At 56.8% G+C, this 19,568-nt stretch carries 10 protein-coding genes; 5 read left to right on the forward strand and 5 right to left on the reverse strand.

Translation table 11 applies throughout. The features are described from left to right. Positions 1–168: 168 nt before the first annotated feature. Positions 169–1,503: a methyltransferase domain-containing protein gene (locus tag ACZ5AL_RS06355; RefSeq protein ID WP_464512939.1), complete on the reverse strand. Its 1,335-nt coding sequence runs from the start codon at positions 1,501–1,503 to the stop codon at positions 169–171. Positions 1,504–2,228: 725 nt separating this feature from the next. Between ACZ5AL_RS06355 and ACZ5AL_RS06360 the strand changes: the two genes are divergently transcribed. Further along, entirely contained in the window at positions 2,229–2,819 is a 591-nt protein-coding gene (locus ACZ5AL_RS06360; protein ID WP_464512940.1) for a hypothetical protein, read from the forward strand. Between the two features lie 117 nt (positions 2,820–2,936). Here ACZ5AL_RS06360 and ACZ5AL_RS06365 read toward each other — a convergent pair whose 3' ends face one another. Continuing rightward, positions 2,937–4,676 carry a BspA family leucine-rich repeat surface protein gene (locus ACZ5AL_RS06365; protein WP_464512941.1) on the reverse strand — a complete coding sequence of 580 codons (1,740 nt, stop codon included), beginning with the start codon at positions 4,674–4,676 and terminating at the stop codon, positions 2,937–2,939. Positions 4,677–5,148: 472 nt separating this feature from the next. On the opposite strand from ACZ5AL_RS06365, the gene uvrA reads away from it, so the two are divergent. From uvrA to ACZ5AL_RS06380, 3 genes are all read left to right on the forward strand, one after another. Further along, a complete protein-coding gene (gene uvrA / locus ACZ5AL_RS06370) occupies positions 5,149–8,133 on the forward strand; it encodes an excinuclease ABC subunit UvrA (RefSeq protein ID WP_464512943.1) in 2,985 nt (994 codons plus the stop codon). Positions 8,134–8,334: 201 nt separating this feature from the next. After that, positions 8,335–12,513: an ATP-binding protein gene (locus tag ACZ5AL_RS06375; protein ID WP_464512944.1), complete on the forward strand. Its 4,179-nt coding sequence runs from the start codon at positions 8,335–8,337 to the stop codon at positions 12,511–12,513. Between the two features lie 85 nt (positions 12,514–12,598). Further along, a complete protein-coding gene (locus ACZ5AL_RS06380; RefSeq protein WP_464512946.1) occupies positions 12,599–13,033 on the forward strand; it encodes a hypothetical protein in 435 nt (144 codons plus the stop codon). 9 nt (positions 13,034–13,042) lie between these two features. Here ACZ5AL_RS06380 and ACZ5AL_RS06385 read toward each other — a convergent pair whose 3' ends face one another. From ACZ5AL_RS06385 to ACZ5AL_RS06395, 3 genes are all read right to left on the reverse strand, one after another. Beyond that, on the reverse strand, positions 13,043–13,345 hold the full coding sequence (locus ACZ5AL_RS06385) for a response regulator (protein WP_464512947.1): 303 nt from the start codon (positions 13,343–13,345) through the stop codon (positions 13,043–13,045). Then, the gene (locus tag ACZ5AL_RS06390; RefSeq protein WP_464512948.1) at positions 13,327–14,718 is read right to left on the reverse strand and encodes a sensor histidine kinase; all 1,392 of its coding nucleotides are present in this window, start codon (positions 14,716–14,718) and stop codon (positions 13,327–13,329) included. Before ACZ5AL_RS06390 ends, ACZ5AL_RS06385 begins: the two co-directional genes overlap by 19 nt. Before the next feature lie 223 nt (positions 14,719–14,941). Then, complete coding sequence (locus ACZ5AL_RS06395) at positions 14,942–16,918, reverse strand: AMP-binding protein (protein ID WP_464512950.1); 1,977 nt, start codon at positions 16,916–16,918, stop codon at positions 14,942–14,944. A gap of 402 nt (positions 16,919–17,320) precedes the next feature. On the opposite strand from ACZ5AL_RS06395, the gene ftsH reads away from it, so the two are divergent. Further along, entirely contained in the window at positions 17,321–19,330 is a 2,010-nt protein-coding gene (gene ftsH, locus ACZ5AL_RS06400) for an ATP-dependent zinc metalloprotease FtsH (protein WP_464513278.1), read from the forward strand. Positions 19,331–19,568: the final 238 nt, after the last annotated feature.

Raw genomic sequence — 19,568 nt, forward strand, 5'->3', positions numbered from 1 at the left:
GGAACGACGGTTTTAATCCCGCCTGACGGTTCAGAGATTCCGATTAAGTATGCTGTAAGCACTTCCTGTAGTAAATATTCGTATCGATGATGCGAAAAAGAGAAGGCGTAAAAAGGGGGGGCAATCAAGTTATACAGATGTCACTCATTCCAGTGCATCGTGTAACGGTTAATACACTCCATCTGCGGGTGGGGAAGGAGCCGGGCATTCAAAACAGTGCTTCGGTTGGCTTGCAAACACGCTGCTTGGCATCGAGTAGGCAGAAGATGAGAGAGCAGAGGCTATTTGTTTAAGCGCGGGCACGGCCACGATAAACTGGGTGCCCTGTGCCACGAGATCGTGTTGTTGGGACACAATCTCAGGCGCTATATTCCACGGCAGAATCAGCACATAGTCAGGCCGAGTCTGAAGCAGCTTGGAGGGCGGGTGAATGGGGAGATGGCTGCCTGGCAGATACTTACCCTGCTTGGAGGGAGCGGCATCGCACACAAACGGCAGCAAGTCCGGTTTGATACCGGCATAGTTCAGCAGGGTGTTGCCCTTGGCTGCGGCGCCGTATGCTGCCACGGTGGCCCCGCTGCGCTTAGCATCGACTAGGAAACGCAGCAAGTTGTCTTTGATACGGTTTGCCCGGCTTTGAAATGTGGTGTACGTGTCGCGTTTCTGCAATCCGCGTTCGGCTTCTTCAGCAAGGAGTTCTGAGACAGCCGGGGTGGTTGGGCGCGGGTCGTTGGCGTGGCAGGCGTAGATGCGCAGGCTGCCGCCGTGCGTAGGTAAGCACTCCACATCCCACACGCGTAGCCCTGCGGTGGCCAGTACCTCTTGGGCGGCGTAAAGCGAGAGGTAGGAGAAGTGCTCGTGATACACCGTGTCGAATTGACCGTGTTGAATTAGCGTCATGAGATGCTGCACTTCTATCGTCACCGTGCCACCATGCGCAAGTGCGATTCGAAGCCCGGCGCAGAAGTCGTTGATGTCGGGCACATGCGCCAGCACGTTATTGGCAACAATAAGGTTCGCCTTTGGGTAGGTGGCCACAAGCTCTGTAGCCAGTTCAGCGCCGAAGAAGCGTGATACGACGGGGATGCCCAGTGCACGCGCTGCGTTGGCAGTACAGGTGGTTGGTTCCACGCCCAGGCAGGGGATGCCCGCTTTCTGAAAATTGCGCAGCAAGTAGCCATCGTTACAGGCGACCTCAACCACAAAGTCGTTCGTGGTAAGTGCTAGCCGATCGGTAATCATAGAAGCGTAGCGGGCGGCGTGATTGAGCCAGGTTGACGAGGTGCTCGAAAAGTAGGCGTAGTTATCGTCAAACATCGCCGTGGGAGGTGCATAGTCTTCTGTCTGCACCAGCCAGCACTCCGTACACACTTGGATGCGCAGCGGGAAGTAAGGCTCAGCTGCGCCCAGGTCGGCCTTGGAGAGATAGGCGTTAGAGAGCGGTGCATGGCCCAAATCTAAAAACGGCGTAGTCAACGGTGCGTGGCAGTGGCGGCAAGTCATGAGCAGATACAATCAACGTGACTAAAAAGCTACGCCTATCAGTGAAGTCTATGCAGGCGGGTATCCGAAACGTAGTGCCATATATCAGAAGAAAAAAGCGCTATCGGATGAGGTGCACCTGATACGGGGTGCAGTGCATATGCGCCAAGAGTACGACATAGTAATAGACGATTGGCGCACCAGCCAACCAGTTCTGATCTGTGGGAGACTGTATCGAGATTCATCTAAAGAATCGCACCACGTCTACATAGGGCTCTGGCGGTGACGCAGAGTTTTCTTTGCCATCTGACGAAGCAGGTACACAAGCGTATTATTCGCTATGCCCGGTGCGAGAAGCAATGACACAACATGCTGCGAGTGTAGCGAAAGAGGGGTCTTGGGGACAATCTCGTGCCGTTCGGTAACGCCCCAAGGGTCAAACACTGGAATGAGAGCCCAAGCGGATTCACCACTGCCCAAGTTTATTAATAACAGGCTGGTAACACTAGGGGCAAGAACACGTTAAGGTGTCCGCATGCCCCTCGTGGCTTGCGCACGTATGAACAGAGCACAACAAAGAAGAGTCGCACATTTGCTTTAAGATCTTTGCCAGACGAGCATAGAAGGTAGGGATTAGGCAGTGTCTGAAAACTTCTTCGGGCTGCGCGCCTACTTTTCAGACACTACCTTGCGATTCTTTTAGATTCATAATGCATCCGACAAATTTCTTGATCAATTTTCTCTGCATGATGCGTACACCCATCAACACCCTGACCATCTTTTCGCTATTTGTTTTCCTTCTCGCATTTACCGCATGTGACAGCGTAGATGACAATGAGGAAAACGGCCAGAACGGTTTCGTTCTTGATGTTGGAAGCTTTGAAGCGACCGTTACTGACAATGGAGAAACCCTTGACCTTTCAGGAGGGGCGGCATTCGGACTCAAACCCTCGGCAAGTGGGGGTGAGGAATTTGTTTTGTATATGTTAGACGGCGAACGTCCGCCCGAGGAGGAGCGCTCGGAAACCAATCGATCGTGGACGACCATCGACATTGAGGGCCGGGAGGGCGTCGTTCCTGAAGAAGGCGATTACGACTTCGAGGAAGGAGGCACCGTTCCGTATTATCAGCACTCCATGAACAGCTATGAACTCGGTCGATTCATTGGCGGCGGGCCCGGCACGTTTACGATCACAAATTCGAGCGAGAATGTGATAGAAGGCACATTTAGTTTTGTAAGTCCCGATGGTGAAACGGAGGTAGAAAATGGCTCCTTCACCGCGGAGCGCGTAGACGATATTGAAACGGTTCTCTGCCGACCCGACTGCGACGAGTAATATCACATCCGGCGCCAGTTACGGCATTGCCTTCTCTGTAGGACAAAAATAAACCTGACAGGTCTCCGAGACCTGTCAGGTTTTTGCTTGGGAGTATCTACCGTTGCAAGTAACCGGTTACCGCACCACCGTCACGCGCTGCGTTTCGGTGTGGCCGTCGGTTTGCATGCGCAGGAAGTACGTGCCACTGGAAAGTCCGCTCACGTCCAGCTGCTGCTCGGTGCGGCCTTCCGTCAGGCCGTTAGATACCATTTGTACGCGGCGGCCCAGCATGTCGTACAGAGCAAGCTGCACCTCTTGTTGCTTGGGCACGGCAAACTGCACCGTGGCTTGTCCGCGTACGGGGTTGGGGTACGTCGGCAACAGTTCGACATCTGTCACCTGACGGGCAATCACTACCGCGTCGCTAAACGACTCGGTGCCGTCGGTGTCCACCTGGCGCAGGCGGTAGCTAAGGCTGTCTGCCGCGTAGGGCAATGCGGTGTCGGTGAATTGGTAGGATTGCGGTTCGTCGGTGGTGCCCGCGCCCTCAAGCGTAGCGACGGTCTCCCATGATTCTTTCGCGGACCCGACGATGCGCTGCACCTCGAACCCGGCGTTATTCGTCTCAGAGATCGTTTCCCACTGCAAGAGGGCATCGTCGCCGTTCAGGGTGGCCCCAAAGGTGCTAAGCTCCACGGGCAGTGGATTGTCCTCGCTGGCAAAGATGAATTCGCTGAAGCTGTCTGTGGTGGCCACGATCTCGTTTTCAGCGGCGTCAAACGAGGTGGGCAGTTCGTTAAATTCGCCGCTGAAGGGACGCGGACGGCTGTACACGGTGATGTCGTCCGCGTCGGTGATGCCGCCAAACTCATTCACGTCGAAGCGGACTTCCGTGTCACCCGAGAATGACAGTCCGCCTCCAGCTACAATGACCACCCGATACGGACTGATATTGGCTTCATCAATGCCTTCGATGTTATCGGCGAAGTCGTCGAAGCGGGCGGCAGTCACGCGGCCTGAGCCGTTCACGCCGTCGAAGTCAACCCGCACATTGGTATCACCGAGTTCGACAATTCCATCGCTACCCACATTGGTAGATCCAGTGCCTTCAAGGACATCTTCAGGACAGTCAGCGGCTTGACCGCTGTCGAAGATACTCCAGAAGTATTCGTCTTCGAGGTGGTCCCGAAATAGCTCGCTGTTGCAGTATTCTATGCCGTCGGCTCCGACTGGGACGGCGTTGTTCAGACTCCGTCCGGCCCAACCGATTAGTGTGCGGTCGTAGTTAGCAGGAGAAAGTCCGGAAAGTAGGAAAATATTGGCCATGTTCATAACGTTACTTACATTCCAGCGGCCAAGGTCTTGATCAAACGCCTCGGTTTCAGCGAGCATAAAGTCCATATCAGTGACGCTGGACACATCCCAGTCGCCGATGTCCTGGTTGAAGGCACTTGCTCTGCTAAACATAAAGCTCATGTCCGTGACACTTTCGGTATCCCAAGTGCTGATGTCTTCGTTGAAGGTGTCTTGCGAAGAAAACAAGCTTCTCATATTCGTAATACCGCTGGTGCAGGTCGTCTCAAGTTCATCGAAGTTTCCCTGGTTTATTAGGTCATCCAACCCGTCGCGGTCGCGCTTGGTGTAGATAACGCCGTCCACCTCACCCGTGTCGCCTACATCGGCATCATCACAGACAATAGTGACGCCGTTGGAGGCCCGATCAAAGTTGGATGCATTGGTCTGCTGGGCTTGGGTAGGCGCTGACAGCGTAAGCATCCACCCAACTAAAATGAGCGTTAGAATAGCTATGGGTTTGGAAAGCGGCGTATCCGCTGCGCGGTGCAGGGCGCGTAACATCGTATCGGTATGAGGCATAGAGCGAAACAGGGTCTGAATGGGGGAAGCATCGGAATTATGTAGAGAGCAAACGGTTGGCCCGGACGCTCCGCAGATGCAGGATAGAGCATAGCTAGCTCTGCTGTTTGACTATATGTGTCAATCGTTTGTCTATGCGTCTCAAGTTGGGGTACTCCCTCTGTGAGGGCGTATTTGTACGTCCCTGTTTTGTGTAGAGCGCGGCGAACGAGTACGCCCAACGAAAGGTTATCCTCGGGGCTGTTGCTCCGCGAAGTGGGCTTGTGAAAGACAGTTGTGTGTGCTGTAGACCAAATAGCTGTAGACCAAATAGACCTGTCAGGTTTTTGTATGTGCGGAGATGGCAGACGCACTTCTCATCCGCAACACGTGCGTTACGTGTGGAGGGGGGCCCACCTATCGAGAAACGCGTAGCCCCGCCCTGGGTGTAATGCGGATGTGCATCTGTTGCTTTGCATCCTTCCAATCTCTCATGCCTCAACACATTACGATCCGCGGCGCCCGCGAGAACAACCTGCAAAGCGTCGACGTCGACATCCCGCGCAACCAACTCGTGGTCGTGACGGGCCTATCGGGCTCGGGCAAGTCCAGTCTGGCGTTCGATACCATCTATGCCGAGGGCCAGCGCCGCTACATGGAGAGCCTGAGTGCCTACGCACGTCAGTTTCTGGAGATGATGGAGCGCCCCGACGTGGATCACATCGACGGACTCTCGCCGGTGATCTCCATCGAGCAGAAAACCGTGGGCGGCAACCCGCGCTCCACCGTGGGCACCGTCACCGAGGTGTATGACTTTCTGCGCCTGCTCTACGCTCGCGCCGCCACCGCCTACTCGCACGAGACGGGCAACAAGATGCGCAAGCAGAGCGATGACGAGATCATCGACGGCATCCTGAACTTCCCCGATGGCACCCGTCTCATGATTCTGGCACCGGTCGTAAAGGGCCGCAAGGGCCACTACCGCGAGCTCTTTGAGCAGACGGCCAGCCAGGGCTTCGAGCGCTTCCGCATCAACGGAAAGATGCGCACCTACGAGGAAGGCATGAAGCTGGAGCGCTACGAAACGCACGATATCGAGGTCGTGGTGGATCGCCTCGTCGTCAAAGACGGCATTCGTCCGCGCGTGGGGCAGAGCGTACAGACGGCGCTCGACATGGGCGGGGGTACGCTCATCGCGCACGTGGTCGATGTTCAGGGGGATGCGGAGGCCGATCTGGAAACCGGCGACCATCTCTTTAGCCGCCACCTGGTGGATCCAGAAACCGGCCTCTCCTACGACGAGCCGTCGCCGAATCTCTTCTCGTTTAACACGCCGTATGGCGCTTGCCAAAACTGCGACGGACTCGGCGTAACCAGCGAGCTCGATGCCGACCTGATGATCCCCGATCCCTCGAAAACCATCGCCGAGGGCGGACTCGTGCCGCTGGGCAAACCCCGCGACATCTGGATCTTCAGTCAGCTAAGGGCGGTGGCTAAGGCGTATGACTTCGACTTTGATACGCCGATCCAGGACCTCTCCAACGAGCAGCGCGATGTGATCCTGCACGGCGCGGGCGAGGAGCAGTTCGAGATCCAGTATCGATACAAAGGCCGACTGGTCAACTACACGCATCGTTACGGCGGGCTCGTAGAGCATGTGCAGCATGCCTACGAGAACACCGAGTCGTCGAAAAAGCGGCGTTGGGCCGAGTCATTCATGCGCGAGACAACGTGCCCAGTCTGCGACGGGGCGCGCCTCAACACCATTGCGCGCTCGTACCGCATCGGTGAGCATACGATTGGCGACCTGGCGACCATGGATCTGGAGCGTCTGCGTCAGGTGGTGGATACGCTCTCGTTCGATAGCGAGCGGCAGCGTACGATTGCCCATCCCATCATCAAAGAGGTACGCGAGCGGCTCGACTTTCTGGTGAACGTGGGCGTGGGCTACCTGACGCTCGACCGCACGGCGCGTACTCTTAGCGGCGGCGAGAGCCAGCGCATCCGTCTGGCCACGCAGGTGGGGACGCAGCTTACAGGTGTGCTCTACGTGCTCGACGAACCGTCGATTGGGCTCCATCCGCGGGATAACGAGCGTCTCATCCGGTCGCTGCAGGCGCTGCGCGATCTGGGCAACTCGGTGCTGGTGGTGGAGCATGACCGCGAGATGATCGAGGCCGCTGACTATGTCGTAGACCTTGGGCCGGGTGCCGGTGAGAAAGGCGGCCATCTGATGGCGCAGGGGCCGCCTGATACGTTGACGCAGAGCGGCTCAAACGGGGTCTCTAAAAACGGTACGTCAGAAAACGGAGCACCGGGGTCCAACGACGTAGTTGTCAACGGGGAGTACACCGGCAGCGTGACAGCGGCCTACCTGCGTGGCGACCGGGTGATTGGCGTGCCGGGCGAACGACGTACAGGCTCGGGCGACATGCTTACCCTTCATGGGGCTACCGGACATAACTTAAAAGGGAATCCGCTGCATATCCCTCTAAACACGTTTACGTGCGTAACTGGCGTATCGGGCTCGGGCAAATCGACGTTGATCAACCAGACGCTGTATCCGGTTCTGTCGCGGCATCATCACAACGCGAAGACGGTGCCGCTGTCGTATGAGCGGGTGGAGGGCATCGACAACATCGATAAGGTGATCGAGATTGACCAGAAGCCGATCGGGCGCACGCCGCGTTCGAATCCGGCCACCTACACCAAGCTGATGGACTACCTGCGCGATCTGTTTCAGCAGCTGCCCGAGGCGGAGATCCGTGGCTACGGGAAGAGCCGGTTTTCGTTTAACACGAAGGGCGGGCGTTGCAAAAAGTGTGGCGGTACGGGTACGGTGACGCTGGAGATGAACTTTCTGCCTGACGTAAAGGTGACGTGCGACGAGTGTAATGGGAAGCGCTACAATGAGGAGACCCTGCAGGTGCGCTACAAGGAGCACTCCATGGCAGATGTGCTGGATCTGACCGTGACCGAGGCGCTCGACTTGTTCGAGAACCTGCCGCGCATTCAGCGCAAGCTGCGCACGCTGGAGGCGGTGGGCCTGGGCTACATACGGCTGGGCCAGCAGTCCACCACACTCAGTGGCGGCGAGGCACAGCGCGTGAAGCTGTCGAAAGAGCTTTCGCGTCCGGGCACGGGCGACACGCTGTACATCTTAGACGAGCCCACGACCGGGATGCACTTTGAGGACATCCGTCACCTGCTGAACGTGCTGCGTGCGCTGGTGGCCAACGGCAACACGGTAGTCGTTATTGAGCACAACATGGATGTGGTGAAGCAGGCCGATCATGTTATTGACCTGGGTCCGGAAGGCGGGCAGCGCGGCGGCGAAATCGTGTTTGAGGGTCCGCCCGAGGAGCTGGCTCATGCGGACACGCACACGGCTCGGTATATCCGCGAGGAGCTTGCCCGTGCCGAGCGCGAGGATGCGGTGGTGATGGACCTGAATGCGTTTGTGGAGGGGGCGGCGTAAGCGAGAAACACCAGCACGTGGACTTCTTCTGCAGGAGTCTTGTAACTATCCCAGTCTATTGTTACTGTTTTGTGTAAATGGGTGCGAGAGTATCGTGCCTGCAGTAGCGTTGGTATTCCTGGCTATTGCGCCGTTTCCCACACACTGCCATTTCATTCATACGCTGTTCTTATGAAGTCTGCGCGCTTACTCTGGTTAATTATGCGTGTCGTAGTTGGGGGAGCAGGACTTGTGTGGGTGTTCAGCAGTAGCGTGGTGGCGGCCGATGCGTTGTCGGCTCCTCCTTCCGATCCCGACCCGCACGTGGTGCACTGGGCCGATCCCGAAGCAGGTAATCCGCTGACCGAATCGTTTTTTCCAGAGGATTATGGCGCAAGCCAGCAAAACTGGGATGCCACGCAAGATGAAGAGGGCGTGCTCTACATTGCCAACACCGATGGCGTGCTCACCTTCGATGGCGCGCGGTGGGAGCTCTATCCGGTGGAGAACCGCTCTATCGTGCGGGGAGTGGCCCTGGGTGCTGATGGACACATCTATGTGGGAGCGCAGAATGAGTTTGGGCGGTTGGAGCCTGACGAGCAGGGCGCGCTGCAGTACGTATCGATGCGCAACAAACTCCCCGATGACCTGGAGGACATCTCCGACATCTGGAATGTTGAAGCGGCAGGCGACGCGGTCTACTTTCTCACGTACGACATGGTGTTTTGGTGGTGCACGCAGACCGACACGGTGCATACTAAAGCATCGCCGCCCCACACCTTTTTCCATCCGCTGCAGATCATTCGCGATGTGGCTCATGTGCATGAGGCCAGCACCAGTGTGCTGAGTATCCAAGAGGACGCACTGACCACCGAGATTCCCGATACACTTCTTGCAGACAGGCGCGTGCGCGGCATGGCCGAATGGGAAGAGGACGGCCTGCTGCTGTCTACCATGACGGGTGCCTTCTACACCTGGCACGAGGGGGCGCTCTCCCCCTTTTCGGTTGACTTTGCAGATGCGATTGACGACGAAGCGCTACCGTATGGTCTCCACCGCCTACACGACGGCACCTACGTGCTGACAACCATCGGAAGCGGCGCGTTCTTTTTTGACACCGAGGGGACGCTCGTTCGTCATTTTGAGGGCAACGACTTCCCGGTGCTTGGCGTCCACGAAGATGCGGGCGGCGGCGTGTGGTTGCTGCTTGATGGAATGCTGAAGCGCCTTGATTGGGACGCTCCATTAAGCACCTTTACGCCGGGTGATTATGCGGAAACGATTACCGGTGTGGTGCGCTTTAACGGCCAAATTATCGCTTCTACCAATCACGGAATGGCGTATCTGGACACCTTAGCATCGGGTACGTCTGCCACCCTTGTACGAAGCGAGCCGCAGCGTCAGATCTGGGATCTGCACCTCGATGGCGATCAGTTAATCGCAGGGGCCGCTCTTGATTTGTTTAGCTGGACAGCACCGAATACGTATACATCGATTCACCAGCATACCGATCATGCATTTCGCGTTACGGCTGTGCCAACGGCGCCGCATCAGCTCTTTGTGTCCAGCAGCGAGGGGCTCTTGCGATACGCGCGCGATCCTGATGGAACGACCTGGCAGTATCGAGACACGCCCATAGACGAAATAAACAACCTGAGCCGACAGGTCTGGGCCGACGATTATACGCTGTGGATTGGGTCGCGCTACAGTGGGGTGTTGCGCCTTACGGTAGATGACGACGGCGAAATTGTTGAGGTGGAGCGCTTCGATGAAGATGCGGGGGTGCCCAGCGAGCACGTTATGCCGTTCGCGTTTGGAGACACGGTGCTATTCTCAACAGAGACCGGCGCGCTCCAGTTTGATGCAGAGACCGAGCAGTTTGACGACGTGCAGGGGCCGCCGTATCGCGGTACCGGAGAAAACCAGCGCATCATGTTCGATAACGACGGCACGGGCCGCTGGTGGGGCCATGCCGGCAATGAATTCGGATGGTGGTCGTATGATAATGACACGTCTGAATGGATGTGGCAAGCGTTGTCGCTTCAGCGGTTTGGGGGCGATGTGGTGCAGTCGGTGCTTTCTGAAGGCGATGTGACCTGGATTGCAACCAATCGGCAGCTTATCCGCTACCAGCCGGGGGCCGATACGCCGCCCACGCCTCGCGTGCAGATACGGGCCATCACGACCCTTCCCGATGATGCGTCTCTGTACGGAGCCCACGGGCCTGCCGAGCCGAGCATTCCTTTTGCCACCAACAGCATCCGTGTTCGATACGCGGCCCCCAGCTTTACCGAGGCGGGTACTACGGCGTATCGGGTGCGGCTGCTCGGGCTGGATGATGGATGGTCGGACTGGAGCAACAGTGCATCTCGCGACTTCACCAACTTAGCGCCAGGGAGCTACACATTCGAGGTGCAGGCCCGTACAGCACGTGGATATACCACCGAAGCCGCACAATATGCGTTCACGATTGTGCCGCCCTGGTACCGAACCGGCTGGGCCTATGCGATCTATCTGCTTCTTGGGCTAACTGGCTTGTATGGGTTGTTTCAGTGGCGTACAGCGGCTCTGCGTAAGCGGCAAGCTGATTTGGAAAAACGTATCGACGATCGCACAGCTGAAATCAGAGCTAAAAACGAACAGCTTGCTACCCAGGCCGAAAAACTAGCCTCGCTGGATGAGGCGAAGTCGCGCTTTTTCGCCAACATCAGCCACGAACTTCGCACGCCGCTTACGCTTATCCTCGGGCCAGTGCACCAGCTATTAGAGCAGCAAACCGTTCAACAAGATGATTCGATTCGGGCACCGCTTACAGTTGTTCGGCAGAGCACACAAAAGCTGTTTCGGATGGTACAGCAGTTGCTGCGCCTGACACAGATCGAATCAGATACGTTGCCGCTTAACGTACAGCAGTGTTTGTTGGGAGCCGAAATGGCACGGTATGCCAGTGCCTTCGCATCAGTTGCTGAGCAGAAGGAGATCACATATCGTGTTACACATACCCGCCCCCCAGAAGATGCTTTGCCTGCATATGCCGACCTGGAGCACATTGAGCACGTGGTAGCGAATTTGGTCTCCAATGCATTGAAGTTTACCCCAGCGGAGGGGAGCATCACGGTATCCGTGATTGAAACGTCAGAGCGCACGCAACTGATTGTTGAAGACACAGGCATTGGTATTTCCAAAAGCAATCAGTCAACGATATTCGAGCGCTTTGTACAGGCTGATGACTCGCGGACGCGCAGTCATGAAGGCGTTGGTATCGGACTTGCACTCACCCGAGATTTGGTGCAACGGCATGGCGGTACCGTCACCGTATCAAGTCGCCCTGGCAAAGGAAGCACATTCACAGTGGAGCTTCCGCGAGGAAAAGCGCCTTTTTCTGAATCCGATCTGGATACCGCTGCAAAGGCTACGTCAAGCGCAGATTCATCTGCAGTATGGCATGATACGAACATCGCCGATCGCGTTGAAGCGAACATTCCATTTACTGTGTCGCCGAGTCGGCATCAAATGGCGCGAGACTGGGCAGAGTCGGGCGACTCAAGCGCGCACGCTACCGAACAAGTTGCCCCCGTGCCTACGACCACGCCACGGGTGCTCGTAGTCGATGACAATGCCGACGTGCGGGAGTACATCCGATCTATTTTAGAAGAAGAGTTCCGGGTTATGGAGGCGGCCTCGGGCTCCGATGCACTAAAAAAAGCGCAGCGTCATCTTCCCGACATCATTCTTGCCGATGTGATGATGCCAGGTATGGATGGCTATGAACTGACCAAAGCCCTGCGCCAAGATTCGGAGACAGCTGCTATTCCTGTCATTATGGTGACGGCTCGGGCTCAAGATGAACACGAAATTGAAGGGCTGTCACAAGGGGTGCAAGACTACATTACGAAGCCGTTTACGCCTCGCATCCTACAGATGCGTGTTCGCGGGGTACTGCAATGGACGCAGCGACTCCGGCGGCGGCTGCGGGCTGAAATCCAACAAGCAACGCACCAAGAAGAGGTTGCTCCAGCTAGTGCGGAGGAAGAGACAGCCCACAATGACGCGGATGCTTCAACACAACGCTCGGCATTCGAGGAAAAGATGCGTGCTGTGATCAGAAAACGCCTGCCTGATCCCGACTTTGGAGTCGAAGAGGTAGCACAGGCATTGGCGATGAGCCGGACCACGCTGTATCGGCATGCACGCGCTCATGATGCACCTACGCCAGCTACACTTATTCGCACAATGCGAATGGAGATGGCGTACCAACTGCTCTCAAATCATGAAGGCACTGTTACGGAGGTTGCCTATGCAGTTGGATATGAAAGCCTTTCAGCGTTCAGCGATCAGTTTCGCGCTCACTTTGGGCATCCGCCGAGTCAATTGACAAAAAACATCACGTCTTCCCCATAGATTTTCTGTTCAGCAACGAACTCTGCCGCCCACCCTTGCATTTTGCATTATACCGTTGCTGTTGTTCACTGTCTAAACGCGCGCTATGTCTTCTTCTGAAGAAATGCCGGACTTCGTGCCGGAGTATAACAAGCCCGAGGCACCGGGCATCCACATGAACTTCGACAATACCGTGTCGCTATATCATGTTGTGGGAGCCGACGATGATTTCGAGACCGCTGCGCATGACATCTTTGCGCTGCTGAAGCGGGCGCAAGAGGAGTTTCCCGACTGGCCGCGTGTGCTGTACCTTGACATCAATGGACATCTAGACGAGCAGGGGCGCTTCGAACCTGACTTTGTGGAGCTGCAGCAGGAGTTTCTCATTGCAGCGATGGGCAAGTTCTTCACTGCCCTGGCGCTTCCGATTGTGGCGGTGGTCAACCCGGATCCGCAGGAGAATGACTTACCCGACAGCTTAAAGCTTCAAGCCCCGCAGGCACCACTTCCCAAAGAGACGTCGTGGCCGAAGCCGGAGTAGGCGGCGGTGTTACAGATAGCGTTGCACCAGTTCGAGGAGGGCATCGGCCTCGAACGGCTTGGCGAGGTAGTCATCGAAGCCGCGCTCAAGCAGGGTGTCGCGGTCGCCGGGCATCGCAACGGCTGTAACGGCGATCATTGGCGTGTCGGCATGACGCTCCATCGAGCGCAGATGCTCCAGCACATCCACGCCACTTCCGCCGGCGCCTAAGTTGATGTCCACCAGAAAGAGATCAAACTCCTCTTGCTCCGCCCGCTCTATCGCTTCGGCGGCGTTGAACGAGACCGAAAGCTCTACATGATCACCCAGCAAATTCTTGAATAGAAATACCGTGTTGTCGTTGTCTTCAACCAGGTGAACATGGGCGCTGGTTTGTTCAAGCGGGGGGCGTCTGGGGCGTCGTGCTGCACCTGCTCGTGCTCGTTAGCCCGCGGAAAAGCGATCGTGAAGGTACTGCCTACATCGATCGTAGAGGTAACAGAGATGGAGCCGCCCATCGCTTCAACCAGTTGGCGTGTGATGGATAGACCCAGCCCCGAGCCGTCAAACTCGCGCGTGAGGCCATCCGATTCCTGACTGAAGCTTTCAAACAGGAAGGGGCGAAACTCTTTGCTAATGCCCATGCCGGTGTCTTCCACATCAACGGCGACGTATGGCGTGTCGTCCTGTTCGGTCGTGTACACGCGCACTTCCACGCGCCCTGAATCGGTGAACTTGATTGCGTTGGAGATTAGATTCTGCAGGGCACTGTTCAATGCACCCGCATCCAGGTGGGCCACCGCGTTGCGGGCCTGGGGCGTAACGTGGAAATCGAGAGAGAGGTCGTCGTCCTCGGCCTGCTCACGAAACAGCTCCGCAACCTCAAGCGCTACATCCACCACCGTAACCGGCTCCAGCTCCATGTCCATCGAGTCCGCTTCGATGCGAGCAAGAGTGAGGAGCGAGTTCAGGGTATCCATCAGTCGGCTGCCAGCCGCTTTGATACGGGTAATGTGCTCTTCAAACGCATCATCGCTACTCTTCGCACGGATGACATCGGCCAGTCCGAGAATGGCAGTAAGTGGCGTGCGGATTTCATGACTCATATTGGCCAAAAACACTGACTTGGCCCGGTTGGCGGCCTCAGCACGGTCTTTCGCATGTTCGAGTTCATCGCGCTGCTCTTTCAGCGCCATGGTACGCTCCTCCACCCGGCGCTCAAGCGACTGGTTAAGCTCAACACGCTCGGTGATGTCGTCCTGAACCCCTACAAAGTACCGCATGTCTCCATGTTCATCGGGGACCGGCGTGAGGTACAATTCATTCCAAAACATCTCCCCAGACTTGCGATAGTTGCGAAGCACCACGCGGCAGTATTTGCCCTGCTCTACCGCTTCGGTAAGAGCGCGTACAGCGGCCTGGTTGGCATCGCGCGTGCCATCGGGACGATTTTGAAGAAACCGGCAGTTGCGTCCCAGAATTTCATCCTCATCATATCCGGTAAGTGCCTTAAACCCCTGATTAACATAGATGATGGGGTTATCAGGTTGGTGATGATCGGTTACCACCACCGAGTTGTTAGCTGCTTCGATGGTACGTTGCAACAACGACTTTACCTCGGCATCGGTGCGTGGCACGTCAATTCGATCGTAAGACGGGCGGGGCTGGCCCTCATGCGGGTTTCCTTCGGAAGGGACGTTCGTCATGAGACTACCTGCAACTAAAGAGACAAACAGCGCGCGCATTGCGTCTACAGCGAGTAGGCTGAGCCGGCCGCACTACACTTCAACGCGCAGGCCAACCGGTATTTTCGGCATAGGAATACGACCATCCCAACCCGTGGATGCACGCGCTGGCCTCCGACCAAGTAAACGTTACAAAGACAGGACGAATCTTCAAGAAGCTACCCCTTTTTGCGCCGTTGACGCATCACCAGGCGTTTTCGATGGCGTTGACCGTGGCCGGGTCTTCGAGGCTACTGGTATCGCCAAGCGATTCATCAAGATATGCCGACCGGATCACCCGGCGCATCACTTTGGCATTACGGGTTTTGGGGAGGGCGGTTGTAAAGCGAATCGCCTCGGGCTTAAGCGGTTTGCCGAGTTCATCAATGACCCCTTGCATCACCTCGTTGCGCAACGTTTCGTCTGCGGTGTTGGGATCCTGGGGTACCGCAAAAACCACGACAGCTTGCCCTTTAACTTCGTGAGGGATGCCTACGGCGGCGCTTTCGGCAATTCCCGGATGGGCGTTTACGAGCGCCTCTACCTCGGCGGGGCCTAGGCGTTTGCCTGCTACGTTGATGGTGTCATCGGAGCGCCCCAGAATGTACCAGAGGCCATCGCTATCGATCGCAGCGAAGTCGCCGTGGACCCATACGTCTTCAAACCGGCGCCAGTACGCATTCAGATAGCGTTCATCGCCATCCCAGAAGCTGCGCGTCATACCAATCCACGGTGCGCGAATTACCAGTTCCCCCACCTCTTCGTGGACAGAATGGCCCGTGGCGTTGACTACGTCGGCGGCCATGCCGGGCACGGGTCCGCTAAAGGCGCATGGCTTCAGTGGCTGCAGGAAATTGCCGCACAGAATCCCACCCGAGATTTCGGTTCCGCCACTGTAGTTCAGGATCGGTTTTTCGCGGTTCAGCACAGTGTCGAAGCACCAGGTCCACGATTCGGGATCCCAGGGGCTTCCGGTAGACCCAATGGCGCGCAGCCCCGATACGTCGTGCTGCTGCACCGGCTCGGCGCCGTGTGTTTTGAGCGCGCGGATGAGCGTGGGCGAGATGCCCAGATGGGTGACGTCGTGATCGTCAACGAGTTGCCAGAGGCGATCGGGGCCGGGGTAGTCGGGCGCACCGTCGTAGAGCACCATGGTAGCGCCAATGGTGAGGGTACCAAATACGAGCCACGGACCCATCATCCAGCCCATGTCGCTCATCCAGTACATGGTTTCGCCGGGCTTTAAGTCCATGCTGTGATACATGTCTTGCGCCCCTTTGATGGGAAAGCCGCAGTGCGTGTGCACGGCTCCTTTGGGCGCTCCGGTGGTGCCGCTGGTGTAAATGAGCATAACCGGATCTTCGGCATCGGTACGCTCGGTGGGCGCTTCCGCAGACTGCGACGGCACCACGTCGTGCCAGAAGTGATCGCGACCCTCCTGCATGGGCGTATCCGAACGGTCGGCGTGGGCAGTCACAAATACGTGCTCCACGGTTGGGCACTCGGCCAGCGCCTCATCGGCGGTCTCTTTCATTGTAATGAGGCTGTCGCGACGATGAAATCCGTCGGCGGTGAAGAGGGCTTTGGCTTGGGCGCCCTGCAGTCGGGTGATAATGGCCCCCGGTCCGTATCCGCTAAAGAGCGGACAGATGATGCCGCCAATTTTAGCAATGGCCAAGAAGGCAATGACGGTTTCAGGCGTCATGGGCATGTAGAGCCCGATGGCATCGCCTTTGCCCAGTCCGTGGGCACGCAGCGCGTTGGCACAGCGGTTGGTGGCAGCGTAGAGTTCGGCATACGAAAGTGTGCGCACGCTACCGTCTTCCCCCTCCCATCGAAGCGCATCTTGGGTAGCACGCGGGGTGTCTTGCCATTTGTCGAGCAGGTTATGTACGATGTTCATGGATCCGCCCACACACCATTTCGGAAACTGCGGGGCGTCGCTCAAGTCAACGATCTGATCGTACGGTTCGTAAAACTCAATATCCAAATCCTCCATTACTGCTGCCCAGAACCGACCGACATCTTCGGTGGCCCACTCGTGCAGCGCTTCGATCGACGACACGTTCTGGGCATCCATAAACTGCTGCAAGTTAGAGGCGGCAACGGTTTCTGGGTCGGGCTGCCACACCACGTCCTGACCAAATGGAAACGAATCGGCGGAAGCGCTTTCAGTAGACATACCAAACAGGGGGATTCGTGCGTTGAGAGCGAAAGTCATGTTCAATACGCATAATACAACGAAACAGGACGCCGGGCAAATCGTGGGTACGAGTTGGGTTGGATTCAATATGAAGCCTCTACAGAGTATTGCAACAGATTTGCAACGCTTATTGGTAGAGTGTCAAAAATTGGGCACGAATCCGCCCAGCCGTGTCTGTCGAGACACTTTCAGGGGCTATGCGTGTAAAGACCCTGCGCGACGACGATTCGTCTGGTTCATCGCCGTCTGTTTTCACTTGACGTACCCTATTCCAACGTGGCTGAAAAGGACTCACCGAAGAAAGAAGCGCCCGCCAATCGTTCATCGAATGGGCGTCCTAAGGAGAAGGATGGTGCCAAAGGGGGATCGCCCTTTAGCTCCATCGTATTTATTGTAGCTGTAGGTATTCTGCTGCTCTTTGCTTGGAGCTATTTTGGCGGCGGACGTGCGGCAGGCCCTGAGATTAGCTACAGCGAGTTTCGCACCCAACTTAATGAAGGGAATGTCGATCGCGTTGAAGTGGTTGGCGATGAAATGAGCGGTAGCCTCAAAGAGCAGGCAACCCGCGTAACTCCGCAAGGCGACTCAACGCACTACGATGAGTTTGTGACGTTTTTGCCGTCGTTTGGCGACGACCGGCTGATGAGCGAACTCGAAGAGGCCGGTGTGGAGGTGACCGCACAGCCGGAGAGCGATTTCCCGTGGGGGCTCGTTATCATTGGGTTGCTTCCCATCGTTCTGATCCTGATCATTGGCTACATCATTTTGCGGCGCATGCAGTCGCAAGGCCAGGGGCTGTTCTCGGTGCGCAAGAGCAAGGCGAAGCTCTTTGACAAAGATAAAGAGGAAACGACATTCGACGATGTAGCCGGGGCCGATGGGGCCAAAGAGGAGATGCAGGAGATCATCAAATTCCTCAAGGATCCCGACCACTTCGAAAACCTTGGTGGCAAAGTGCCCAAAGGGGTGCTCATGGTAGGGCCGCCCGGAACCGGAAAAACGCTGCTGGCTCGGGCCGTTGCTGGCGAAGCCGATGTCCCGTTCTACAGCGTGTCGGGCTCTGACTTCATGGAGATGTTTGTGGGCGTAGGGGCTTCTCGTGTGCGCGATATGTTCGAGGAGGCCAAGAAAAACGCGCCTAGCATCATCTTCGTTGATGAGCTCGACTCGATTGGACGACAACGCGGGGCTGGTGTAGGAGGCGGACACGACGAACGTGAGCAGACGCTTAACCAACTACTGGCTGAACTCGACGGCTTTGAGAAAAGCGAGAGCGTGGTAGTAATGGCTGCCACGAACCGTCCGGATATCCTCGACTCGGCCCTTACGCGTCCCGGACGCTTCGACCGTCAGATTACGGTGCCGCTACCCACTCGTGAGGCGCGCCACGATATTCTGAAGATCCATGCCAAAAACAAGCCGTTCAGCGACGATGTGGATCTAGACACCATTGCATCTAGCACGCCGGGCTTTAGTGGAGCCGATCTAGAGAACCTGCTGAATGAGGCCGCGCTGCTAGCCGGGCGGTATGGACGCGACTCGATCACCAATGCCGACATTGAGGAGGCGCGCGACAAGGTCATGATGGGGCTGCGTCGTGAAGGGGTGGTGCTTGACAAAGAAGAGCAGCGTTTGCTTGCCTATCACGAGGCCGGGCATGCCATCGTAGCAGCGGCGCTCCCACATGCCGATCCGGTGCACAAGGTGACGATTGTGCCGCGTGGACAGGCGATGGGGGTGACGCAGCAAATGCCAGAAAAAGAGAAGTACATCTACCGGCGCGAATACCTGCTCGACCGTATGGCGGTCATCATGGGCGGGCGCGCCGCGGAAGAGATGATCTTCAACACGTCGACAAGTGGTGCTGAAAACGACCTGAAGCAAGTGCGCAAAATGGCACGCAAAATGGTGCTTGACTGGGGCATGGGCGAGCATTTTGAGCACATCGCTCTTGGAGATGAACAAGGAAATGTGTTCCTTGGCGAAGAGCTGTCTCGTGGACGCGACTATAGCGATGAAACAGCGCGCGAGGTAGACGACGAAGTACGGAAGATTACCCGGAATGCGTTTCAGCAAGCCGTAGATACGCTTACCGAACACCGGGATGCCTTTGACAAGCTTGCAGATCTGCTCATTGAGCGTGAAGAAGTGCCGGGCAAGGATGTGCTGGCTCTGGTTAATGGGGACATGGTTTCTGAAAATGGCTCGGTAGACAACGCGGATGTTGCTACGGATGTGTCGGCCTCCAAGAAAGAGGAGGCGGATGATTCGGCAACGCCCGCCGACGAGGCCTCAACAGAGACGACGTCTGGCGATGGAGCAGCTGCGTCCGATACCGGCGACCCGGATGTTGACCCGCCTGGTGATGCCTCCGATCGTGTACCCTCGTAATGGTGGCTTGTGCAGTAAGTGCTGTGTCACAGGTCAATCTTCGGGTAACTCATGTGCCCCTAACCTACTGGGATAAACGAACACCCTTGTCATTGCGAGCGCAGCGACGCAATCTCATGCTATCAGACCGGATGCAGGCGCTCAATCAACGGCATGAGATCGCACCCCAGGAGTACTCGTTCGCTAGCGCTCACAGCGCCGCGTCAGTCGCAGGGCTCCCTCCTCGCGATGACAATAT

It is taken from the genome of Natronotalea proteinilytica (genome assembly GCF_055379935.1).